Origin of the sequence: Propionibacterium cyclohexanicum, assembly GCF_900111365.1 — a bacterium.
In the GTDB taxonomy this organism is placed as follows: Bacteria; Actinomycetota; Actinomycetes; order Propionibacteriales; family Propionibacteriaceae; genus Propionibacterium; species Propionibacterium cyclohexanicum.
On record NZ_FOGZ01000010.1, the window covers coordinates 38,787 to 57,707 of the forward strand.

Annotated in this window: 18 protein-coding genes and 1 pseudogene; 12 read left to right on the forward strand and 7 right to left on the reverse strand. The window is 65.9% G+C overall.

Annotation, left to right across the window (positions count from 1 at the left end):
• Positions 1-43: 43 nt before the first annotated feature.
• A complete protein-coding gene (locus tag BMX93_RS06205; protein ID WP_177170094.1) occupies positions 44-787 on the forward strand; it encodes a M50 family metallopeptidase in 744 nt (247 codons plus the stop codon).
• A gap of 114 nt (positions 788-901) precedes the next feature.
• Here BMX93_RS06205 and BMX93_RS06210 read toward each other — a convergent pair whose 3' ends face one another.
• Positions 902-1,312 carry a winged helix-turn-helix transcriptional regulator gene (locus BMX93_RS06210; protein ID WP_091969103.1) on the reverse strand — a complete coding sequence of 137 codons (411 nt, stop codon included), beginning with the start codon at positions 1,310-1,312 and terminating at the stop codon, positions 902-904.
• Between the two features lie 119 nt (positions 1,313-1,431).
• Between BMX93_RS06210 and BMX93_RS06215 the strand changes: the two genes are divergently transcribed.
• The 3 genes from BMX93_RS06215 (at position 1,432) to BMX93_RS06225 (ending at position 4,204) form a co-directional block, all read left to right on the forward strand.
• Complete coding sequence (locus tag BMX93_RS06215; RefSeq protein WP_091969193.1) at positions 1,432-2,040, forward strand: NAD(P)-dependent oxidoreductase; 609 nt, start codon at positions 1,432-1,434, stop codon at positions 2,038-2,040.
• A 165-nt stretch (positions 2,041-2,205) separates the two neighbouring features.
• On the forward strand, positions 2,206-2,727 hold the full coding sequence (locus BMX93_RS06220) for a hypothetical protein (protein WP_091969105.1): 522 nt from the start codon (positions 2,206-2,208) through the stop codon (positions 2,725-2,727).
• 142 nt (positions 2,728-2,869) lie between these two features.
• A complete protein-coding gene (locus tag BMX93_RS06225) occupies positions 2,870-4,204 on the forward strand; it encodes a beta-1,3-glucanase family protein (protein ID WP_091969107.1) in 1,335 nt (444 codons plus the stop codon).
• Positions 4,205-4,234: 30 nt separating this feature from the next.
• Here the strand turns inward: BMX93_RS06225 and BMX93_RS06230 are convergent, their stop codons facing one another.
• On the reverse strand, positions 4,235-6,001 hold the full coding sequence (locus BMX93_RS06230) for an alpha/beta hydrolase (protein WP_143052835.1): 1,767 nt from the start codon (positions 5,999-6,001) through the stop codon (positions 4,235-4,237).
• A 366-nt stretch (positions 6,002-6,367) separates the two neighbouring features.
• On the opposite strand from BMX93_RS06230, the gene BMX93_RS06235 reads away from it, so the two are divergent.
• On the forward strand, positions 6,368-6,559 hold the full coding sequence (locus BMX93_RS06235) for a DUF4113 domain-containing protein (RefSeq protein WP_091969194.1): 192 nt from the start codon (positions 6,368-6,370) through the stop codon (positions 6,557-6,559).
• A gap of 469 nt (positions 6,560-7,028) precedes the next feature.
• Positions 7,029-7,145, forward strand: a pseudogene (locus BMX93_RS06240) (integrase core domain-containing protein); the annotation flags it as partial.
• 177 nt (positions 7,146-7,322) lie between these two features.
• Here BMX93_RS06240 and BMX93_RS06245 read toward each other — a convergent pair.
• Positions 7,323-8,453, reverse strand: a complete 1,131-nt coding sequence (locus tag BMX93_RS06245; protein WP_218139244.1) for a glycosyltransferase family 4 protein — start codon at positions 8,451-8,453, stop codon at positions 7,323-7,325.
• A 179-nt stretch (positions 8,454-8,632) separates the two neighbouring features.
• Between BMX93_RS06245 and BMX93_RS06250 the strand changes: the two genes are divergently transcribed.
• Together BMX93_RS06250 and BMX93_RS06255 are read left to right on the forward strand one after the other, a co-directional pair.
• On the forward strand, positions 8,633-10,801 hold the full coding sequence (locus tag BMX93_RS06250) for an amylo-alpha-1,6-glucosidase (protein ID WP_177170095.1): 2,169 nt from the start codon (positions 8,633-8,635) through the stop codon (positions 10,799-10,801).
• Positions 10,794-11,135: a MerR family transcriptional regulator gene (locus BMX93_RS06255; protein ID WP_091969115.1), complete on the forward strand. Its 342-nt coding sequence runs from the start codon at positions 10,794-10,796 to the stop codon at positions 11,133-11,135. The genes BMX93_RS06250 and BMX93_RS06255 overlap by 8 nt, the downstream gene beginning before the upstream one ends.
• Positions 11,136-11,167: 32 nt before the next feature.
• Here BMX93_RS06255 and cobA read toward each other — a convergent pair whose 3' ends face one another.
• On the reverse strand, positions 11,168-11,941 hold the full coding sequence (gene cobA / locus BMX93_RS06260; RefSeq protein ID WP_091969117.1) for a uroporphyrinogen-III C-methyltransferase: 774 nt from the start codon (positions 11,939-11,941) through the stop codon (positions 11,168-11,170).
• Between the two features lie 232 nt (positions 11,942-12,173).
• Between cobA and BMX93_RS06265 the strand changes: the two genes are divergently transcribed.
• The 4 genes from BMX93_RS06265 to proC all read left to right on the forward strand — a co-directional run bounded on the left by BMX93_RS06265 (position 12,174) and on the right by proC (position 16,007).
• Positions 12,174-13,181, forward strand: coding sequence for a ketopantoate reductase family protein (locus BMX93_RS06265; RefSeq protein ID WP_245725762.1), 1,008 nt, complete (start codon positions 12,174-12,176; stop codon positions 13,179-13,181).
• 158 nt (positions 13,182-13,339) lie between these two features.
• Positions 13,340-14,452, forward strand: coding sequence for an NADH:flavin oxidoreductase/NADH oxidase (locus tag BMX93_RS06270; protein ID WP_091969119.1), 1,113 nt, complete (start codon positions 13,340-13,342; stop codon positions 14,450-14,452).
• Between the two features lie 87 nt (positions 14,453-14,539).
• On the forward strand, positions 14,540-15,202 hold the full coding sequence (locus BMX93_RS06275) for a VOC family protein (RefSeq protein ID WP_177170096.1): 663 nt from the start codon (positions 14,540-14,542) through the stop codon (positions 15,200-15,202).
• Positions 15,203-15,215: 13 nt separating this feature from the next.
• Positions 15,216-16,007: a pyrroline-5-carboxylate reductase gene (proC, locus tag BMX93_RS06280; protein ID WP_091969123.1), complete on the forward strand. Its 792-nt coding sequence runs from the start codon at positions 15,216-15,218 to the stop codon at positions 16,005-16,007.
• 38 nt (positions 16,008-16,045) lie between these two features.
• Here proC and BMX93_RS06285 read toward each other — a convergent pair whose 3' ends face one another.
• The 3 genes from BMX93_RS06285 to BMX93_RS06295 all read right to left on the reverse strand — a co-directional run bounded on the left by BMX93_RS06285 (position 16,046) and on the right by BMX93_RS06295 (position 18,527).
• Complete coding sequence (locus BMX93_RS06285; RefSeq protein WP_091969125.1) at positions 16,046-16,837, reverse strand: amino acid ABC transporter ATP-binding protein; 792 nt, start codon at positions 16,835-16,837, stop codon at positions 16,046-16,048.
• Positions 16,837-17,511 (reverse strand): amino acid ABC transporter permease, encoded by a 675-nt coding sequence (locus tag BMX93_RS06290; protein WP_091969126.1) that lies wholly within the window; start codon positions 17,509-17,511, stop codon positions 16,837-16,839. Before BMX93_RS06290 ends, BMX93_RS06285 begins: the two co-directional genes overlap by 1 nt.
• A 125-nt stretch (positions 17,512-17,636) precedes the next feature.
• Entirely contained in the window at positions 17,637-18,527 is an 891-nt protein-coding gene (locus tag BMX93_RS06295) for a substrate-binding periplasmic protein (RefSeq protein ID WP_091969128.1), read from the reverse strand.
• Positions 18,528-18,921 lie beyond the last annotated feature (394 nt).

An 18,921-nucleotide genomic window follows, 5' to 3' on the forward strand; every position in this document is an offset into this window, starting at 1 on the left:
CTGGCTCAGCGGGCCGCGAGCAGCCGGGGGCACAATGGCCGCCATGACGTGGCAGCGGATCTGGTCGGGCCTGGTCGGGCGATTGCGGGCCAGCGCGGTGCCCGAGGGACCCGCCGACACCGGCTGGCTCGCCATTGCCTGCCTGGCGGCGCTGGCCTGCGTAGCCGTGCCGGTCTTGTGGCGTGCGACGCGCAGCCTCGTCACCGTGGTGCACGAGACCGGTCACGCGCTGGTCGGCGTGGCCTGCGGACGGCGCTTTGTGGGTTTTCGGGTCAATACCGACATGTCGGGTGAGACGGTCACTGCGGGACGCGAGCGGGGGCTCGCCCGGATCGCTACCACCGCTGCCGGCTATCCGATGCCAGCCTTGGTGGGCGCCGGGCTGGTGTACGTCGGATTGCACGGCTATGCGAGCCTCCTCCTGCTCGTCAGCTGGCTGATTCTCGCGGCCCTCGCAGTGCGCGCCCGGTCCGCCTATACAGTGCTCACCCTTGCGCTGCTGCTCGGTGCAGTGGGGGCCCTGTGGTGGGCCGGCGGAGACGGGTTGAACACGGCCGTGGTCGCCGGAGCGGGTGTCTTCCTCGTTCTCGGGGGTTGGCGTGGCTGGCTCGCAGTGCTCCGCAGCCCGGACCCACGCCAGGACCCTGGCACACTGGCTGGCCTGACCCACATTCCGCGAGCGCTGTGGAACGCGCTGTTCGCCCTCGTGATGGCGGCATCGAGCTGGCTGCTGGTGCGGCTGCTGGGTGCTCCCCTGGGCGCGGCTGCCCAGGCCGTGATGCCCTGATGATGACCCGCACGCCGGCCCCCAGGGTGCCTGCTGCGCAGGAAGACGGCTTGCGACGACGAGCAGTTCTGCGTCCCGAGGCCTGCCACCGGTGGGCCCTGCGGAGGCGCTGGGTCAGGCCGGCGCCTGCGAGCTGTGGCCCTGGTCCCAGGCGTCCCGGGCCTCCAGGACATCGCCCACATGGGTCTCCGCCCAGCGCCGGGCGGCCCTCACCGGCTCGCGGAGCGAGCGCCCCAGCGCCGTGAGCTCGTACTCGACGCGCGGCGGCACCTCGGCATAGACCCGGCGGGCCACGAGACCGTCCTGCTCCATGAGGCGCAGCGTATGCGTGAGCACCTTGGGGGTGACGCCGCCGACTGTGGCGCGTACCTGTGTGAAGCGCAGCGGGCCAGCGTCGAGGGCCTCGACGACCAGCGGTGTCCACCGCTCACCCATCCGCGCGAGCACGGTGCGGGAGGGACAGGCGGGATTCATGACATCAGCGGGCAGGTTGTCGCGGACGGTAGGGCTTTGGGCTGTGCTCATGGGTCAATAGTATCTCATGGATATTCAGTTTCCTTGAAGATATTGATTTCGCTTGGATACCTTAGACGTGCCATGAGTCGCGCGGGCCGTCCGTGCGGCTGGCCGAGAGTGGAGGCATCATGAAGATCGTCGTTGTCGGGGCAACCGGCATGGTGGGAAGCCGAATCGTCGCCGAGGCGCTGCACAGAGGGCACGAGGTGGTCGCTGTGACGCGCCGGGGTACTGCCGTGGATGGGGCTACGAGCGCCAAGGCCGAGTTCACCGATACCCCGGCCATCCTGGATCTCGCCAAGAACGCCGACGCCCTGGTGGTCGCCGTTCCGCCGTCGCGGACCAGCCCGGAGCCGATCGAGGTCAACATCGAGGCTCACCAGCGGATCATCGACGCCAAGCCCACAACGCGGGTCCTCGTCGTCGGCGGCGCTGGCTCGCTGCTCGAGGACGGCGTCCGGCTCGTCGACACCCCCGGGTTCCCCGAGGACTACAAGCGAGAGGGGATCTGGGGCTCGGATCTGCTCGAGCGCTACCGTGCTGCGGGGGACAGCCTCGACTGGGTGTTCGTCTCCCCCTCGCCGGTCATCGCGCCGGGTGAGCGCACTGGGCACTACACGCTGGGCACCGATAGCCCTGCCGGTGAGCACGTCAGCGCCGAGAACTTCGCCGTGGGGGTGCTTGACGAGCTCGAGAAGCCGGCCCATCGTCACCAGCGCATCACTTTCGCCGACTGAGCTGCGCCGGCTCGGTGCGTGCTGGCTCATCGCGTGTCGACTGGCCTTGTGAGGGCGGGGTCCGCCTCGTCAGTCGGACAGCTCGTCCTCTAGGATTCGTCTCAGAGCGCAAAGGCACTCGACGCGCCAGCAGCGCTGGGGCGGATCGCTGGAGGGATCTCGTTCGTGGCAGCTGCCGGCAGTGGCGTGCGCAGGAGTGGTTGGTACATCGGCGCCGTCGTCGTCCTGGTGCTCGGTGTCCTGGTCATGGTGGTGAAGATCGCCTCCTCGGCCGACTCACCCCCGGCACCCAGCACGGTCGGGCCCAGCGCGACCCGATCCGGCACGGCCGGTCCGGCGTCCGTGGTGGCCAGCGCCAGCCACGCCGCGGCCGGCCGCAGCACGGCGGGAAGCGCAGGCGCTGCGCCCGACTCCGACGACATCACGGCCGCCTCGACGCCCGCCCCGGGTAGCGACCGGATCACCGTGAACGTCCCGGCGGACGCCCCCGGCTGGGCCACGCTCACGCTGGGGCCGGGCACCAGCAATGGCATCCTGACCATCGAGGTGGCGGGGGGCTCCACCTCGACGGCCTCCGTCGACGGTCCGGGACCGGTCCGGATCGATCTCGACGCACCGGCGGGACGACATGCCGTGACGATCAATTCGACGGGCTCGCTGGGAAGCGCGACGATCTCCTTCTCCTGACTGTGGATTCTCCGGACTGTGGGCGGCGGATTCGTCCCGATTGCTGAGACGGGTCGGTGGTTCTGGCTACCATTCCTGTCACAACGCACCGGCGCCGCCGAACTCTGCGTGGCCGTGGTGAAACCCTTGCTAGGAGTCCGCCATGACATCGAAGAGAAGCACTGCCCGTACACCGATGATCGTGCTCGCTGCGGCCATCGTCATGGCACTCGCCGTCTGGATCGTCATCAACTCGGCGAACCGGGGCGCGAACTCGCTCGATCCCGCCGGCACCACCGAGCCCGCCGGATCGGGCAGCTCGGCCGGTGACCGGGTCGATTCGTCGAGCCTTCCCATCGAGCTGACGAACAACTCGGGCTCCGACCAGCCGTTGTACATCTACATCGTGGGGAGCTCCACGACCATCTCCTCCGGCGACAAGCTCGGATACGTCGATCGCGAGGGTCGCTTCCAGCTGTGGCCGAAGGCGGACGGCACGACCCCCGTCGATGCCCCCGATGTGGCGATCGAGGGCCCGGCCCCCGGGACGACGATGACACTGCACCTGCCGGTGGGAATCTCCGGGCGCATCTACTACGCGCTGGGCAACAAGCTGCACTTCGGCCTGGTGGGTGCCGGCGATGGCACCACCGGCCTCATTCAGCCGGCCCCCTGGGATCGAGCCGACAAGAACTACGCCACGCTGTTCGACTGGACCGAGTTCACCTTCACCTCGAACGCCACCTCGGGAACCGGGCTGTGGGCCAATCCCACCCAGGTGGACCAGTTCGCCGTTCCGGCAACCGTCGGCGTGCGCGGCCCCGACAATGCCGCCGCCGACACCGGAACGCTTGCCCCCGGTGGGCGCGCGAAGGTGATCGAGACGCTGTCGGCCGATCCGGCATGGGCGAAATCCGTCGTGCGGGACGAGTCCGGCAGATTCCTTCGGGTACTCGCACCGGGCCATGCGACGATGGCCGGGCTGCTCGCCAAGGACTATCTCGATGCCTTCATCGCCACCGCATGGTCGCGCTACGAGAACTCGGCACTCACCGTGATTCCCAATGCCCAGCAACCCGAACGAAAGTTCTTCGGCAGGACCGTGGGCGATGTGATGACGTTCACCGATACCAGCGGTACCACGGTCGCCGCCTTCGCCCGGCCCAGCAGCGCCGACGTGTGGGGCTGCGACGGCAATCTCAACGGGGTGGGCAATACGACCCTGCCCAACGACCAGACCGTCGGGCCCATCTCGCGCACAGTGTGCGCAGCGCTGACCAGGGGGACGCTCGGCTCTGCGGACACCGAGCCCGTCACCGACGCTGCGAGATTCTTCACGAACACCGAGGGCCTCAACCTCTACGCCAAGAGCGTGCATGCGGCGATGGCGGACGGCCGGGCCTATGCCTTCCCCTTCGATGACGTGGGCGCCCACGAGTCACTGGTCTCCCAGTCGGATCCCAGCGCGATGTCGATCACGGTCCAGCCACTGGGCTGAGCGGGTACCGGCCCGGGCTCCTCGAACGCCTCAGATGCCCATCACTTTCACGGGCTTGAGCGTCACGTCCTCGAGCAGCGCAGCGATGATCGCCGAATAGTCGCCGCTCACCGGCCTGCCGAGCACACCTGCCCAGGCCGGGGTGATCTGCGCCGCATGGTATTTGTGCCCATAGCCCTCCGGCACATTGCGGCAGACCGGCATATCGCTCGCCACCTGCCAGAAGGTGACGAATGGCCACCACCGCATCGCTGCCATCGGGCTGGCCGGGACCCGGCGTGCGCCGAGCCACTCGGGGCGGCGCCACAGCAGCCGGGTGGACCACCACACCACGGGATCCGTGTCGTTCTGCAGATAGACGATGCGGGGATGTTCCCAGGCCTCCAGCGGCGTGCCGAACTCGTCACTGAGCAGTTCGCGGCCGTTCTTCGCGAAACGGATCTGCCGCCCGGAATCGATGACGGGATCGACGACGGTGGAGCCGGGCGCGCGCCGGTCGGTGAGCAGCTCGTGCATCGGGGTGAAATCGGGGGTGCCGAGCCACACCGCACCGTCGATGCGAGCGGTCATGTCCTGTGGGGACTCGAAGATGCCGTTGCTGCCGTAGGCCCCCAGGGACTCTCCGGCCAGGTAGAGCCTGGGCCGCTTGTCGGGCGGAATCTCGTGGAGCCGGGACTCGACGGCCTCGAACAGCAGCCGGCTGGCCGCCACCGGGACCTCCTTGCCGGTGAACAGCGTGATCGCGCTGGGCAGGCCTGAGTACTGGGTGGCCACGGTGCAGCAGTCCCCGCCGGTGAGATATTCGAAGGCCGAGGCGCTCCACTCGTTGACATTGCCGCGTCCGGTGGTGGTGACGATACAGATCGCCCGGCGCTGCCATGCGCCGATGCGGTCCATCTCGGCTACCGCAGCCTGGGCGATGCCCTCGAGGCTGCGTCCATTGAGAGCGGCATAGGCCCGCAGTGGTTCGAGCGCTGGCTGTCGCGTCACCTCTTCGATGCGGGCCCGATCCGGGCCGCCTGAGACGAAGCGCTTGCCCTGCAGGCCCAGGCTGTCCCAGGCCTCGCGGGAGCTCGCGCTTCCCGAGCGTCCCGGGTCGGTGGGTGCGTCGACACCGGGCGGGGTGGTGCGGTCGAGGTGCTCAGAGGCCGTCTTGCCCACTCCGCACACACCCTTGAGGATCACCTGGTCGAAGACGAGGACGATCGTCGCGAGCACGATGAGCGTGGACAGCATGCGCGCCAGCAGTGCCCACACGAAGCGGCTCTTGAGGTGATTGGTGAACCAGTCGATGGTGGCCACCGTGCCGCGCCACTGCAGTGCGAACAGCGCCAGGATGACAGTAGCTGCCCCGGTGGACAGTGCCGCCCAGCTCGGCCCAGGGCCCTTCACCTGGCAGTAGCGGGCGGTGCGGCGCTGACCCGAAAGGCTTGCGAGGGGTATTCCGGCCAGCAGCAACGCGAGCACCAGCAGGCCCCCCGCCAGCCAGATGCGCTTGCCATGGCGCAGATGCACGTGGACGCCGAGCAGATCAGCCAGCAAACCGGTCATCCAGCTGACCAGCAGCCCCGACTGGTAGCCGAACATGGCTGACAATGCCGCAATGAAGCCCTGGAATCCCCAGGGCCGGGGCAGCAGCGAGGGGGAGTAGGCCGCCGTATAGCCGATGATCCCGCCAGTGACTCCGGCTGCAGACAGCCCCGCCAGGTGCGCCTCGCGCCAGTCGACCAGCCGTTCAAAGAGTTGGATGCGCAACTGCTCGGTCGCCGGATCGCTCCGGCGGTGGTGGCGCGCCATGGCGCCCAGCCTATGCACAACGGGCAGGGCCGACAAAGCGGGGGAGGGGTCGTCTCGCGCTCACCTGGGGACGGGCCCTCGTGAGCCGGATGCGCGTCGCGTCACCGCCCCGAACGCATGGTCCCACGCCACGGCGGCGCAGCGAGAGGATCCTCGGGCAAAGGGTCTTTGGTGGCCCGAGCGCGATTCTCGGTGCGCACCTGCTGGTGGGCGCCAGCCCAAGCACCCCAGGGTGAGCACGGTCGAGGTGAGGTACCCCACGCGCGCCTGGGGGGGTCGGCTGTCACCCGCACGCTCGCCAAGCTCGCTTTCCACGGCGCCAAGCACGCACCCTCTTGCCGGCCATGACGCGTAGCCCATGCTCCCCTGGTTGAGCCCGACCAACGAGGTAGCCGCCTAAGTGCTCTTATTGACCACGTCAACGCCACCGTCGGGCGGGACGCTGTTGCTCTCGGCCTCGCCGGCCTCGAGTCCGCGCCGAACTGGCAGATGCGCCGTGACATGCTTCCCAACCGAGGCACCACCCGCTGGTCCGAACTGGCCGTCGTCCGCGCCTGATATGTGGCCGCGTCGCGGTGCAATCCAGCCAGTCCACTGACCGTGCTCCGGTTCCAGTATCCGCCGCACCACATCCCAGCCCCAAACGTTAACCGGTATTTCGCCATAAGGCCTGCATCGGACGATCTCTACAAGCCGACGTGCCTCACGTTTCTTGAGCGCGTGGGTGGGGTTGGTGCCTCAGGTACTTTGAGCGCGAGGCTTGCCTGAGTGGAAGGCATGAATCGTCCCAGGTTTGGTGGAGGGTCTGATTCCCCGAGGGGGTGATGACTGTGCCAGTACCGAGGGAATATCCGACGGAGCTTCGTGAGCGTGCGATGCGACTGGTTGCCGAGGCCCGGAAGGAGGATTCGGCGTTGTCGTTGAATGTGGCAGTGGTCCGGATCGAGCAGCGTGTCGGGGTGAACGCCGACGCGCTGCGTGGCTGGTGCAAGCAGGCCGCGATTGACGCGGGCGAACGCTCTGGACCGCCGAGGAGCTCGAACTCCCCACGCTCTCCTGGGTGCACTGGTTCAACGAGAACCGGTTGCACTCATCGATCGGATACCTCACACCCATCGAGAAAGGAGAACGGGTACTACCGTGAAATGACCTCCCAGGGCCAGCCGGCGCCGGGAGAACTTGCCCGCCACTGAATCCAGGATGCTTCCATGCCCAGTCAACTCGGATCTCGTCGGCGAGGCGGCGGTAGAGCTGGCGATTCAGGGCCGGCCCGCCGATTCTCCTGGCGCCGGAAGTGCCCGCCACTGAGGCGGACTTCGCCTCAGGCGGCGGCCGAGGTCGTGGTGACAGGCAGGGTCGCAATGGTCCGCCTGCCGGCCACGAGCATCCGGTAGACCCGTTCGTATCCCGCCGCCATGACCGGCAGGTCGAAGCGCTGTTCGGCATCCCGACGGCAGGCTGCCGGGTCGATCTCCTCCACCCGGTTGATCGCCTGGGCGAAGGCGTCGATCCCGCGAGCGATGAAGCCGGTCGTGCCGTCGCGCACGATCTCGGGCACGCTACCCCTCGGCGTGGCCACGACCGGTGTGCCGCAGGCCAGCGCCTCGGCCATCACCATGCCGAACGGCTCCTCCCACTGGATCGGAAAGACCAGGCAGGCTGCCTTGGAGTAGAGCTCCCGCTTCAGAGCCGCATCGGCCACGCCGACATAGTGGACATCGGGCCCGAGCATCGGGCGCACGTACTGGTCGAAGTACTCCTTCTCCGGCGGCTCGCTCAGCTTGCCCGCCAGGACGATCGGGCGCCCTGCCCGACGGGCGGCTTCGATGGCCAGATGGGGCGCCTTGTCGGCGCAGAAGCGCCCGATCCACAGCACCCAGTCCTCCTTGTGCGCCCGGAAGGGGAAGGACTTGACGTCGATCCCGTTGGGGACGCAGCCGGCCCAGTTCAGTCCCGGTGCCTGGCGCATCTGGGCTCTCGAGATGGCGACCAGCTCGATGCTTGTGCCCAGCCGTCGGTAGTAGTCGCCGTTGTCTCCGCTCACCGGCCCGTGCATGGTCACCACGGTCGGTTCATGGCGTCCGGCGGCGAGCAGGGGCCCGGCCGCCGAGTTGTCGTGGACCACATCGAGATCGAGCTCACGCAGCGCGCGCCCGGCTTCGGCGGCCAGCACGAGTTCGGGCATGACGCTCGAGCCGAGCAGCTCGGAGGGAGGCTCGTCATGGACCCGCACATAGTGCTGGGCCTTCGTGCCCGGTGCTCCCGAGGCGATGAGCGTGACCTCATGGCCGCGCGCGACGAGCTGATCGACCAGGGCTGCGACGACTGCCTCGGTGCCGCCGTATCCCTTGGGGGGCAGTTCGAACCACGGGGGAGCGATCATCCCGATCTTCAGCGGGTCTTCCTGGGGTCTGGCCGCAGCTGGTGCGTCGGGAGTCATGGTCAGCGACATCGGCATCTCCTTCCGAATTGATCATCATGTGATGTAGCACATGCACAGGTGATTCATGCCAATCATAGGACAAGAAAATCTACTTGTCGAAGTGTAGGTTTGCTTGTCTAGATGTAGCTATGATGGTGCCTTCCGGGGGCCATGCCCACAGCGAGGACCGGGCAGAATGGGGAGACGTGGTGGATGCTCAGGAACACAGCAGCGACGATGACGTCAATCGCACCGGACCCCATGGCATCGGGTTGGTGCCGCGCCTCCAGCAGACCGTGGCGCTCGTCGAGGGCTCGTCCTTCTGCGTCGCTCAGCTGGGAGGCGAGATCGTCCCCGAGCAGGTCGACGGCCTGTTCGTGCGCGATACCCGGATTCTCTCGCGCTGGCAGCTGCGCATCGACGGGCACGACATCGAGCCGCTGAGCGTGCTGCCCGGTGAGCCGTACGAGTGCCGCTTCGTCGGCCGGCTCCCGGCTCGTCCGGGGGCGGTGGAACCCACCATTCTCGTCGAGCGCCACCGGATGGTCGGGGAGGGGATGCGCGAGGACATCGTCATCACCAACTACGGCACCGAGGCCGCCGGGCTGGAACTGGCCTTGCAGGTGGACGCCGACTTCGCCGATCTCTTCGAGGTGAAGGACCGCCGCCCCACCCATCCTCGGGAGATCGACAGGCGGGCCGACGCCTCGGGCGTGCACCTGCAGACCTCGGGGGCGAATGTGCAGAGCCGTGGCATACGGATCTCGTGGCCCGGCGCCCAGGCCGCCCCGGGCGTGCTTCAGGCCAGGGCAGTGGTGCCTGCGCACGGCAGCTGGCACACCAGCATCGCTGCGATCCCGGTGGTCGGAGGCGCCGAGTTGTCCGAGCCCTTCCCCCTGGACCGCCCGCTGGCAAGTACCGGCCCGGCCCTGCGGATGCGCGGCTGGCATGCGATGAACCCTGCCATCACTGTGCAGAATTCCGTGCTCGCCCAGGCACTGACCACCAGCGAACGTGACCTGGGCGCCTTGCGGATCAGCGATCCGGACCACCCCGACGACGAGGTGGTGGCAGCCGGTGCGCCCTGGTTCATGGCCCTGTTCGGCCGCGATTCGCTCATCACCAGCTCGCTCATGCTGCCCTATGTGCCCCAGCTCGCGGTGGGCACGCTGCGTACGCTCGCCCGGCTGCAGGGCACGAAGGTCTCGGCGATGAGCGAGGAGGAGCCCGGGCGGATCCCCCACGAGGTCCGGCTGGGCGCCGACCTCTCCCTGGCGCTGGGTGGCGAATCCGTCTACTACGGCTCCATCGACTCGACACCGCTGTTCGTCCTGGTGGCAGGGCAGGCGCTGCGCTGGGGTGTCGCCCCCGAAGATCTCGCGCCCCTGCGCCCGGCTGTTGACCGGGCCCTCGACTGGATCGATCACTATGGCGATCGCGACGGCGACGGTTTCGTGGAATACCAGCGCAGCACCGACCGGGGGCTGCTCAACCAGGGCTGGAAGGACTCCGCGGACGCAATCAGCCACGCCGATGGCCACCTGGCCGAGACCCCCATCGCGCTGGCGGAGGTGCAGGGCTACTGCTACGCCGCCCGGCATGCCGCCGCCGACCTGGCAGAGGCTTTCGGCGAACCCGACCGCGCCGCCGCGCTGCGCCACCAAGCCGAACAGCTCAAGGAGCACTTCCACGAGGCCTTCTGGCTTCCCGACGAGGGTTTCTACGCGCTGGCGCTGGACGGGCACAAGCGTCCGGTGCGTTCCCTCGCCTCGAACATCGGACACTGCCTGTGGACCGGGATCGTCAAGGATGAGGTGGCCGGGCAGGTGATCGACCGGCTGGTCGCTCCCGACATGTTCAATGGCTTCGGCATACGCACCCTGTCTGCGCAGGCTCCCCGGTACAACCCGGCGAGCTATCACAACGGCTCGGTCTGGCCCCACGACTCGGTGCTGGCGGCCTCCGGGATGGCCCGCTATGGCCGTCGTGACGCCGCGACGACGGTGACGGAGGGACTGCTCGATGCCCTGGAGGCCTTCTCGGGGAGACTTCCCGAGCTGTTCTGCGGCTTCTCGCGAGACGAGAAGCCCATTCCGGTGCCCTATCCGACCTCCTGCTCGCCGCAGGCATGGGCTGCGGCCACCCCCTTCGAGCTGCTGCGGATCAGCCTCGACCTGGACGCTGACCTGCCCACCGGGAACGCCCGGGCGGCGGCTGTACCGGCCAGCATCGGGCGCGTCCGGCTGCGCAGGAGCCCGGCTGGGTCGACACCCGTCAGTGTCGACGCGGACGAGACTGGCGCCCACGTCTCGGAACTGGCCGGCCGTGCGGGGGACACTGGTGGCAGCGGCGCCAACCACGAGGAGAGGCATGACTGACGAGGACCTCATGCGCCGGACTTCACGCGCTCCGCTGCATGCCGATGACCTGCCCTTCTACACCGTCGGGCAGGTGGCGATGCTGCTGGAGATTCCGGCTGGCTCGCTGCGGCGCCTCGACGTGGAGGGGATCGTGCGCCCGAAGCGCTCCGGCGGCGGGCAGCGCCGCTACTCGCGCAATGACGTGGAGCAGCTGCGGGAGGTGGCCGAGCTCACCCACGAAGGCGTCACCCTGCCGGGGGTCCGGCGCGTCCTCGACCTGCGCCGGCGGGTCGATGAGCTCGAGGCCGAGGTGGCCGGGCTCAAGGCCGAGCTGGATGAGCGCGAGCGCTGACCTCTGGTGCAGGCCCGGCCCGGCGCCGAGGCTCAGTGGTCGCTGGGAGCGCGGTGATCGGGATGGGACAGGTCCATCCCGGCCAGCGTGCCCACCACCACGAGCGAGGGCGGGCTCACCTGGCGGGCGTCCATCTGGGCGACGGCCTCGCCGAGCGTCGTACGCCAGGAGCTCTGCCCGGGCAGGCTGGCATTGCTCACCACGGCCACCGGGGTGTCCACGGCGAGCCCGCCGGCGATGAGCTCGGGTGCGATCTCGCGCAGGTGGGCAACGCCCATGAGAATGACCAGCGTCATCCTGGTGCGCGCCAGCTCGCGCCAGGGCACCTCGCTGCGGGGATCGCCCGGTGCGACGTGGCCCGAGACCACGGTGAATCCCTGGACGAGATGGCGGTGGGTGAGCGGAATGCCTGCCAGGCCCGGTCCGGCCGTACTCGCCGAGACGCCCGGAATGACCTCGACGGGGATGCCCGCCTCGGCGCAGGCCTGCCACTCCTCGCCTCCGCGCCCGAAGACGAAGGGATCGCCGCCCTTGAGACGGACTACTCGCCGGCCCCGCCGGGCGTGGGAGACGAGCAGCTGATTGATGCGCTCCTGGGGCACGAACTCCCCGCGCGGCACCTTGCCCACCGCAATGAGCTCGGCCTGCGCCGATGCCTGGGAGAGCACCTCCTGGGGGGCGAGCCGGTCGTACAACACCACATCGGCCTGCTGGACGGCGCGCAGCCCGGCCACTGTGATGAGTCCTGGGTCGCCGGGGCCGCCCCCGACCAGGGTGACGCTGCCGGGCAGCAGAACTGTGCTCATCGAACCTCCCGTGGGACATCGGCCGGCCTCTGCAGACGCTGGACAACCGTCATGTCCGGCCCGATGGGCCACTCTAGGGGCACGCGGGCCGCCAGCTGCGCGCGGGAACCGGCGCACAGGGATGCCGAGGGCGGCGACGCAGGGAGCGGTCACGATGGGAGACCGCCTGGCGGGCTCGCCGGGACAGCGTAGCGTCGAGTCCGCACAGAATCCAGCCGGGAGGGCCAATACAGTGAAATACGCAGTCATCGGGGCAGGCGCCATGGGATATCGCTATGGTGTTCTTCTCCAGGAGAAGGCCGGCCTGTCCGTCGACTTCATCGACACCTGGACGCCCAATCTCGATGCGGTACACGCTCAGCACGGTGTCTATGTCTCGCGCGATCACGAGAACCGCCACCTGGTGCCGATCCGGCTGTGCACGCCGGAGGAATACACCGGGGATCCAGATGTGTGGATCGTCTTCGTCAAGCAAATGCAACTGGCCGGTGTGCTCAAGCGATGTGCCCACCTGTTTCGGCCCGGGCAGTACGTATTCAGCGCGATGAACGGCATGGGCCATGTCGAGAAGCTGCAGGAGTACTTCGCGGACGACCACCTGGTGGCCGGTACCGCCATGATCGCCACAGTCCTCAACGGTCCCGGCGACGTCGACTTCATCGGCGCGTCGGGGGCAGGGCACATGCACATGGTGAACCGCACCGAGAAGCCGGATGCGACCACCCGCGCCATGGTCGAGGACTTCACGGCGGCCAACCTCAATCCGGTGCTCACCGAGAACTTCATGGGCACCTTGATGGCCAAGGTGGTCTTCAATTCCGTCGTGAACACGCTGTGCACGATGTTCGGCGTGACGATGGGCGAGTTCGCCACCTACCCGGGCGCGCAGGACATGTCCCGGATGCTGCTCGACGAGGCATATGACGCCTGCGAGCGCGATGGGATCCAGCTCATCGAAACGCGCCAGGAATGCGTGGAATCGGTGGACTTCGTGAGCCGGGTCGGCAACCCGCTGCACTATCCGTCGATGTACCAGGACTTCTCGCACGGGCGCCCAACCGAGGTGGACTACATCAACGGCTACATCGCCCGGCTGGGCCGCAAGCACGACTACATCTGCCGGCTGCACGAATTCGTCACCCATCAGATGCACCTGGCCGAGGCGATGCGCGATCTCAAGGCTGCCGGGACGGTCGAGCAGGAGGACCCGGCACGGATGGGCGCCCAGCAGGCAGCCTGAAGGCAGGTAGCGCCGTCCCCGCCTTCCGCTGTGCGCGAGAATCCGGCTGCCGGGCGTCTCGGGCCATCATCTGCGGCCGCATCGACAAGGTCCGGTGGCATTCTCGGCCATGGACATCGACGACCGCGTCCCGTGGGGACGCGCGGGGAAGGAATCACATGAACGACCAGCCGGCACTGCTCTTCGAACCCATCACGCTGCGCGGCCTCACCGTGCGCAACCGCGCCTGGGTACCGCCGATGTGTCAGTTCGCGGTGGGTGCCCGCAACGGCGTGCCGCAGGACTGGCACACCGTGCACTACGGCAGTCTCGCGGTCGGCGGCTTCGGCCTGGTGGTCTGCGAGTTCACGGCAGTGAGTCCTGAAGGCCGGATCACTCCCTATGACACCGGTCTGTGGAACGACGAGCAGCAGCAGGCGTGGTCGCGCATCGTCGACATCGTGCACGCCAGCGGCGCGTCGATCGGCGTACAGCTCGCCCACGCCGGGGACAAGGCAAGTACCGAACGCCCATGGCCGGGCAGCAGGCCAGGCCTGCTCGGCGTCGATGAGGGCGGCTGGGCCCCCGTCGGTGTGCGCAACACCATGCTCACCGATCGGCTGGGCCGCGGGGTGCCCGTTCACGGGCTCGACGAGCAGGAGATCGCCCAGGTCATCGACGCCTTTGTCGCCGCCACCTGGCGCGCCGAGCAGGCTGGCTTCGACACTGTCGAGATCCATGCGGCGCACGGCTATCTGCTCCACCAGTTCTATTCGCCCCTGACCAACGACCGTACCGACGGCTGGGGCGGCAGCCGCGAGAAGCGCGCCCGCCTCACCCTCGACGTTGCCAGGGCGGTGCGCGCCACCTTCCCCGCCGGCAAGCCGGTGCTGCTGCGGCTGTCTGCCACCGACTGGAATCCCCGCGGCTGGTCGGCCGACGACTCGGTGTGGCTGTGCCGCCAGCTGCGTGAGATCGGCATCGACCTGGTCGACGCGTCCACGGGCGGCCTGCCGGGCGCCGACATCGCGGTGGGCCCGGGCTACCAGGTCGGTTTCGCCGAGCGGATCCGCCGCGAGGCGCAGATTCCCACCGCGGCCGTCGGGCTCATCACCGATCCCCGCCAGGCTGAGGAGATCCTGGAACAGGGCCGGGCCGATGCCGTCGATCTTGGCCGCGAGGCATTGCGCGACACCAACTGGCCGTTGCGCGCGGCACACGAACTCGGCGTTCCCAATGAGCGCGCCCCCTGGGCGCCGCCGCGCCAGCGGGGCTACTGGCAGGCCGCCTGAGCACTGTGATCCGGCGGCCGGGAGTTGTGAAATCTCATGCATTGTCTGCCAGGCTGCTCTGGACAGACCCCACAAAGGAAAGGGATCATGGCCGTACTTCCGGTTGATCACATTGTGTTCCTCGTTCCGCACATCGATGACTATGTCGAGGAATTTGCTCGCGTCACCGGCGTCACCCCCCTGTTCGGGGGTGCGCACGCGAAGATGGGAACCAAGAACTTCCTGGTTCGTCTCGACTTCGGCAATGACAACCCCTCCTATCTCGAGCTGCTCGGCCTCGACGATGCACAACAGGGCATTCGGGCCGAGGACACCGTGTTCGGAGTCGGAAAATACGGCCCCGATCCATACCCCCATTTGTTCACCTGGGCAATCCACCCGGGTGATCTCGGAGCTGTGACGGGCGCGGCGACGCGCCGTGGTGTACAGGTGGGTGATGTGCGGGAATGGTCGCGCGAGTCGCCCGAAGGAGAGCTGCTCGAATGGCGGGTTGCCTTCAATTCCGAATTGCCCTTCGGTGGACTCCAGCCATTCCTCATCGACTGGGGGAATACCCCACACCCATCCTTCAATACGGCGTTGGAGACACTTTCGGTGGTTGAACTCCGCTTAGAGCACCCCAGTCCGGAGCAGTTGTCGCAAGCTCTCTCAGGGCTCGGGCTCCAGGTCATTCCACCCATCAGTTTCGGACTGGTCCCCACCATCTTCCTCACCGTTGACACCCCGCGCGGGCAGATTTCTCTTCACTGATCAAAGGAATGCCATGAGCTATCGGCTTGGAATCATTGGATTCGGCAACATGGGGGGCGCCATCGGCGCCGGTCTGGTCACCAACAAGGCGCTGCCGGCGTCAAAGATCGTGGCCTGGGATGTCTCCGCCGCGGCACTCGAACGTGCCGGGACAGTTGGCATCAGGACCGCCGCTGGCATTGCCGAGCTATGTGTGGCATCCGACATCGTTCTGCTGGCTGTGAAGCCCCAGGACGCCAGCGCCGTTGTCGGGAACGTAGCAGAACACCTCGCTGGAAAGGCCGTCATCACCATCGTCGCCGGGCTGACCACCGATTCCCTCGCCCGGCAGCTGCCTGCTGGCACGCGGGTGCTGCGCGCGCTGCCCGACACGCCCGCGCAGGTAGCCGAAGGCGCCTTCGGGCTGTCCGAGGCAACCACCATCACCGCTGACGAGAAGGCAGACATCGAGGGATGGCTGAACACCATCGGTCTCGTTGAATGGGTGCCCGAGGAACACATGGACGCGGTCACCGGACTTGCCGGTGCCAGCGCCTACGCGGCCATCATGATCGAAGCGCTCGCGGACGGTGGAGTCCAGCAAGGGCTCAGGCGCCCCGCCGCACAGCGTCTGGCTGCACAAGTCGTGCTGGGGACAGCGAAATTGCTCCTTGTCAGCGGGGATCATCCGGGACAGTTGAAGGACGACGCCTGCTCGCCCGCTGGCACCACTTTGGAGGGAATCCGTGCCTTGGAGCGGGCCGGATTCCGCTCCGCCCTCATCGAGGCCGTCATTGCGGGATCACAGCGCGCTCGAGAACTGTGACAGCTCCTTTCCAGTTTGTGGACGGCGCCAGCAGATGGTCAGTTGATTGCGGAGGCTGCCAAGAATCTCTGGAGTTCGGTGTTTTCCTTGTCAGCTTTGGCATCTGCGAATCCTGGGTACAGCTTCATATTGCCTTCATGGAAGAACAGTAATCGGTCAGCGGCCTTTGCGGCAAAACTCATGTCATGTGTCACCAGCACGACGCACAGGCTGTTCGAGTCTCTCAGCTCGGTGAGAACACCGAGCACATCTGCGGCAACTGGTGGGTCAAGTGCTGATGTGATCTCGTCGCAGAGGAGTACCTCGGGAGACATCATCAACGCGCGTGCGATGGCAACTCGCTGCCGTTGTCCCCCGGACAGCTGCAAGGGCATTGCCTCCAAATAATCAGACATGCCGACTGAGGCCAAGGCCGAGAGTGTTTTCTGATGCAGTTCTTCCGTTGGCAGTTTGAGGATCTTCCGGGGCGCAAGCGTGAGGTTCCGCCTGACATTCAAATGCGGCCACAGGGTGTAATTCTGAAAAACCATGCCGATCTTCCGGCGCTCACTGGCCCAACTCTCTGTGACAGACTCCCCATCGGTTACCAGCTGTCCATCGATGCTGATCTTCCCTTCGTCAATCGTTGTCAGACCGGCAATGGCCCTCAACAGAGTGCTCTTCCCAGAACCACTACTGCCCAGGATGACGCTGATCTCACCCCTCCTGAATTCGGCGGAGACATTTCGGAGGACGTGCCTGTCGCCATATGATTTGATGACCGATTCAATTCTCACGGCCGGAGCTGGAGCTGGGTCTCCAGATATTGAACCACCCTCAGAATCAACCATTACGCGTTCTCCCTCCGGCGAATACTACGGCGCTCAAGTGAATTGACAATCAAGGATACAGGGAAGGCAATGACAAAGTAGAAACCGGCGGCAGTCGTGAAGATCTCAAGCGGCCGGTAATAATGCTGAGAGGCTGTGTTCGCCTGGAACATGAGATCTGCAACTCCAATTGTCGACACGAGCACGGTGTCTTTGAAGGAGTTGATGAGCAGCGAGAGGATGGATGGCAACTGTTGTCGAAAGGCCTGCGGGAAAATGATGTGAACAACTTGTGATAGCCTGGGCAGCTGCAACACTTCGGCGGCCTCGAGTTGTTCAGGTGGTATGGCCTGGAAGCCGGCGCGGTACGCCTCGGCCATGTAGGCCACCAGATTGAGACTCAGTGCGACAATCGCGGCAGCGATTCCTGGTAGCTTGATATTGAGAAGGATGGGGAGCGCGTAGAACGCCCAAAAGAGCTGTATGAGCAGTGGCGTGCAGCGAAAGATCTCAATGTATATTTGAGTCGCATAGCGGATGACCCATATATCTGACATCCGCGCAAGAGCAACTGGGATGGCGCCCACAAGGCCGATCACAATGACGATGACGGTGAGCCAGACGGAAAGTAGCAAGCCGTTGAGCAGCATTGGCATTGCTTGCCCAACAACACTCCAATCAGGCGAGTACTGCATTCTTTGTTCCTCATTCCCGATGACCTTGGATTGGTGCTTTCCTGGTGCCGAGTTGTCACTCGGCACCAGGAAAGCAGATTAGGAGAGTATCCAAGGATTATTGAAATCAGCTGGTCACCTGTGAATCACTTTTGGTATTGTTGGGGAACAACAGGAACTACACGCCCGTCCTGGATTTCTGAAGGTATGTTGGCCTGGGTGTAGCTCGCGCTCACTTGCCCTGAGTAAACGGTATCGCTGATGGCTGCGTTGATCGTCTGCAGTGATGTGAAATCAATATCACGAGCCACCCCGAAGGCGGAGATTGACACGTCGATGGGATTGGCGGGGACAATGGCGCGAAGTGAGTCATTGGACTGAATGGTCTGCACTGCGGTGTCGCCAGTGACGATCGCCGCAATTGCGCGGCCACTGATGACGGCCTGAATACCGTTGGCGAAGCTGTCGATGCTGAGCAAGTTCTTGTCGCTTAGTTTGAGTGCAGACTCTTGCGCGCTGCCCTGTGGTGCGGCAATGGGGAGGGCATTGCTCTCGGCCTCTGCAACGGTGCTCACGTTCGCGGTCTTCTTGACCAGGAGGACGTTATTGGTGCCAGTCACGGGGTTGGTGAATCCGACGGCCAGGGACCGAGGCAGTGTTATGTCGAGACCGGCTGCCAGATCATATTTGTCAGATTGGATTCCGGCAACGATGTTTGCCCAACTGGTTTCTACATACTGCACCTTGACGCCGAGCTCATTTGCCAGCGCTGCTGCCACGACGGTGTAAGGGCCTTGCCATTGCCCGTCCTTTGCCTGGCTGATTGTCGGAGCGTCTTCCGCCATGCCGACCCGCAGCACCCCTGCCTTTTTGATCTTCGAAATCCACGTCGTGCTGTCAATGGCAGCCGAATGGCTGTTGCCGCTGGCAATCTTTCCCCCGAGCAGGCCAAAACCGAGGGCCAATACGATGACCAGAATTAATTCCAGAATTGTTTGGTTGATCTTTTTGTTCTTTGTGCTGCTGGTAGAGGGCACTTTTACTCCTTGTTTTATCTGCGGCTCGAGGTGAATTGGCACGCGTCAAGGCGCGTGCCGGGCAGGATTGTGACGGCAATCTGCTGGTCTGTTCTTGTCTCGTTGGTTGTGGGGGCGGGGTCAAGAGACAGGGGCAAGAGGCAGGATCAATTGGGGGAACTCGTTGTCGGACGGCCGGTATTCGGCATCGGTGTCAATGACTTCCCGATTGTTGAATTCACGGACAGTGCGATGGGCTATGAATCCAACGAGTTCATGATCTTGAAGAACACCGCCTGTTCCCGATGTCCCTTGAGCGCTGGCGGAGAACCCGGTTGTCCTTGAATTGGCCTTGGGCCAAGAAATATAAGTCAATTCTCGCGAGCACCCGCCCAAACCTCGTCCCAAGTTCTTG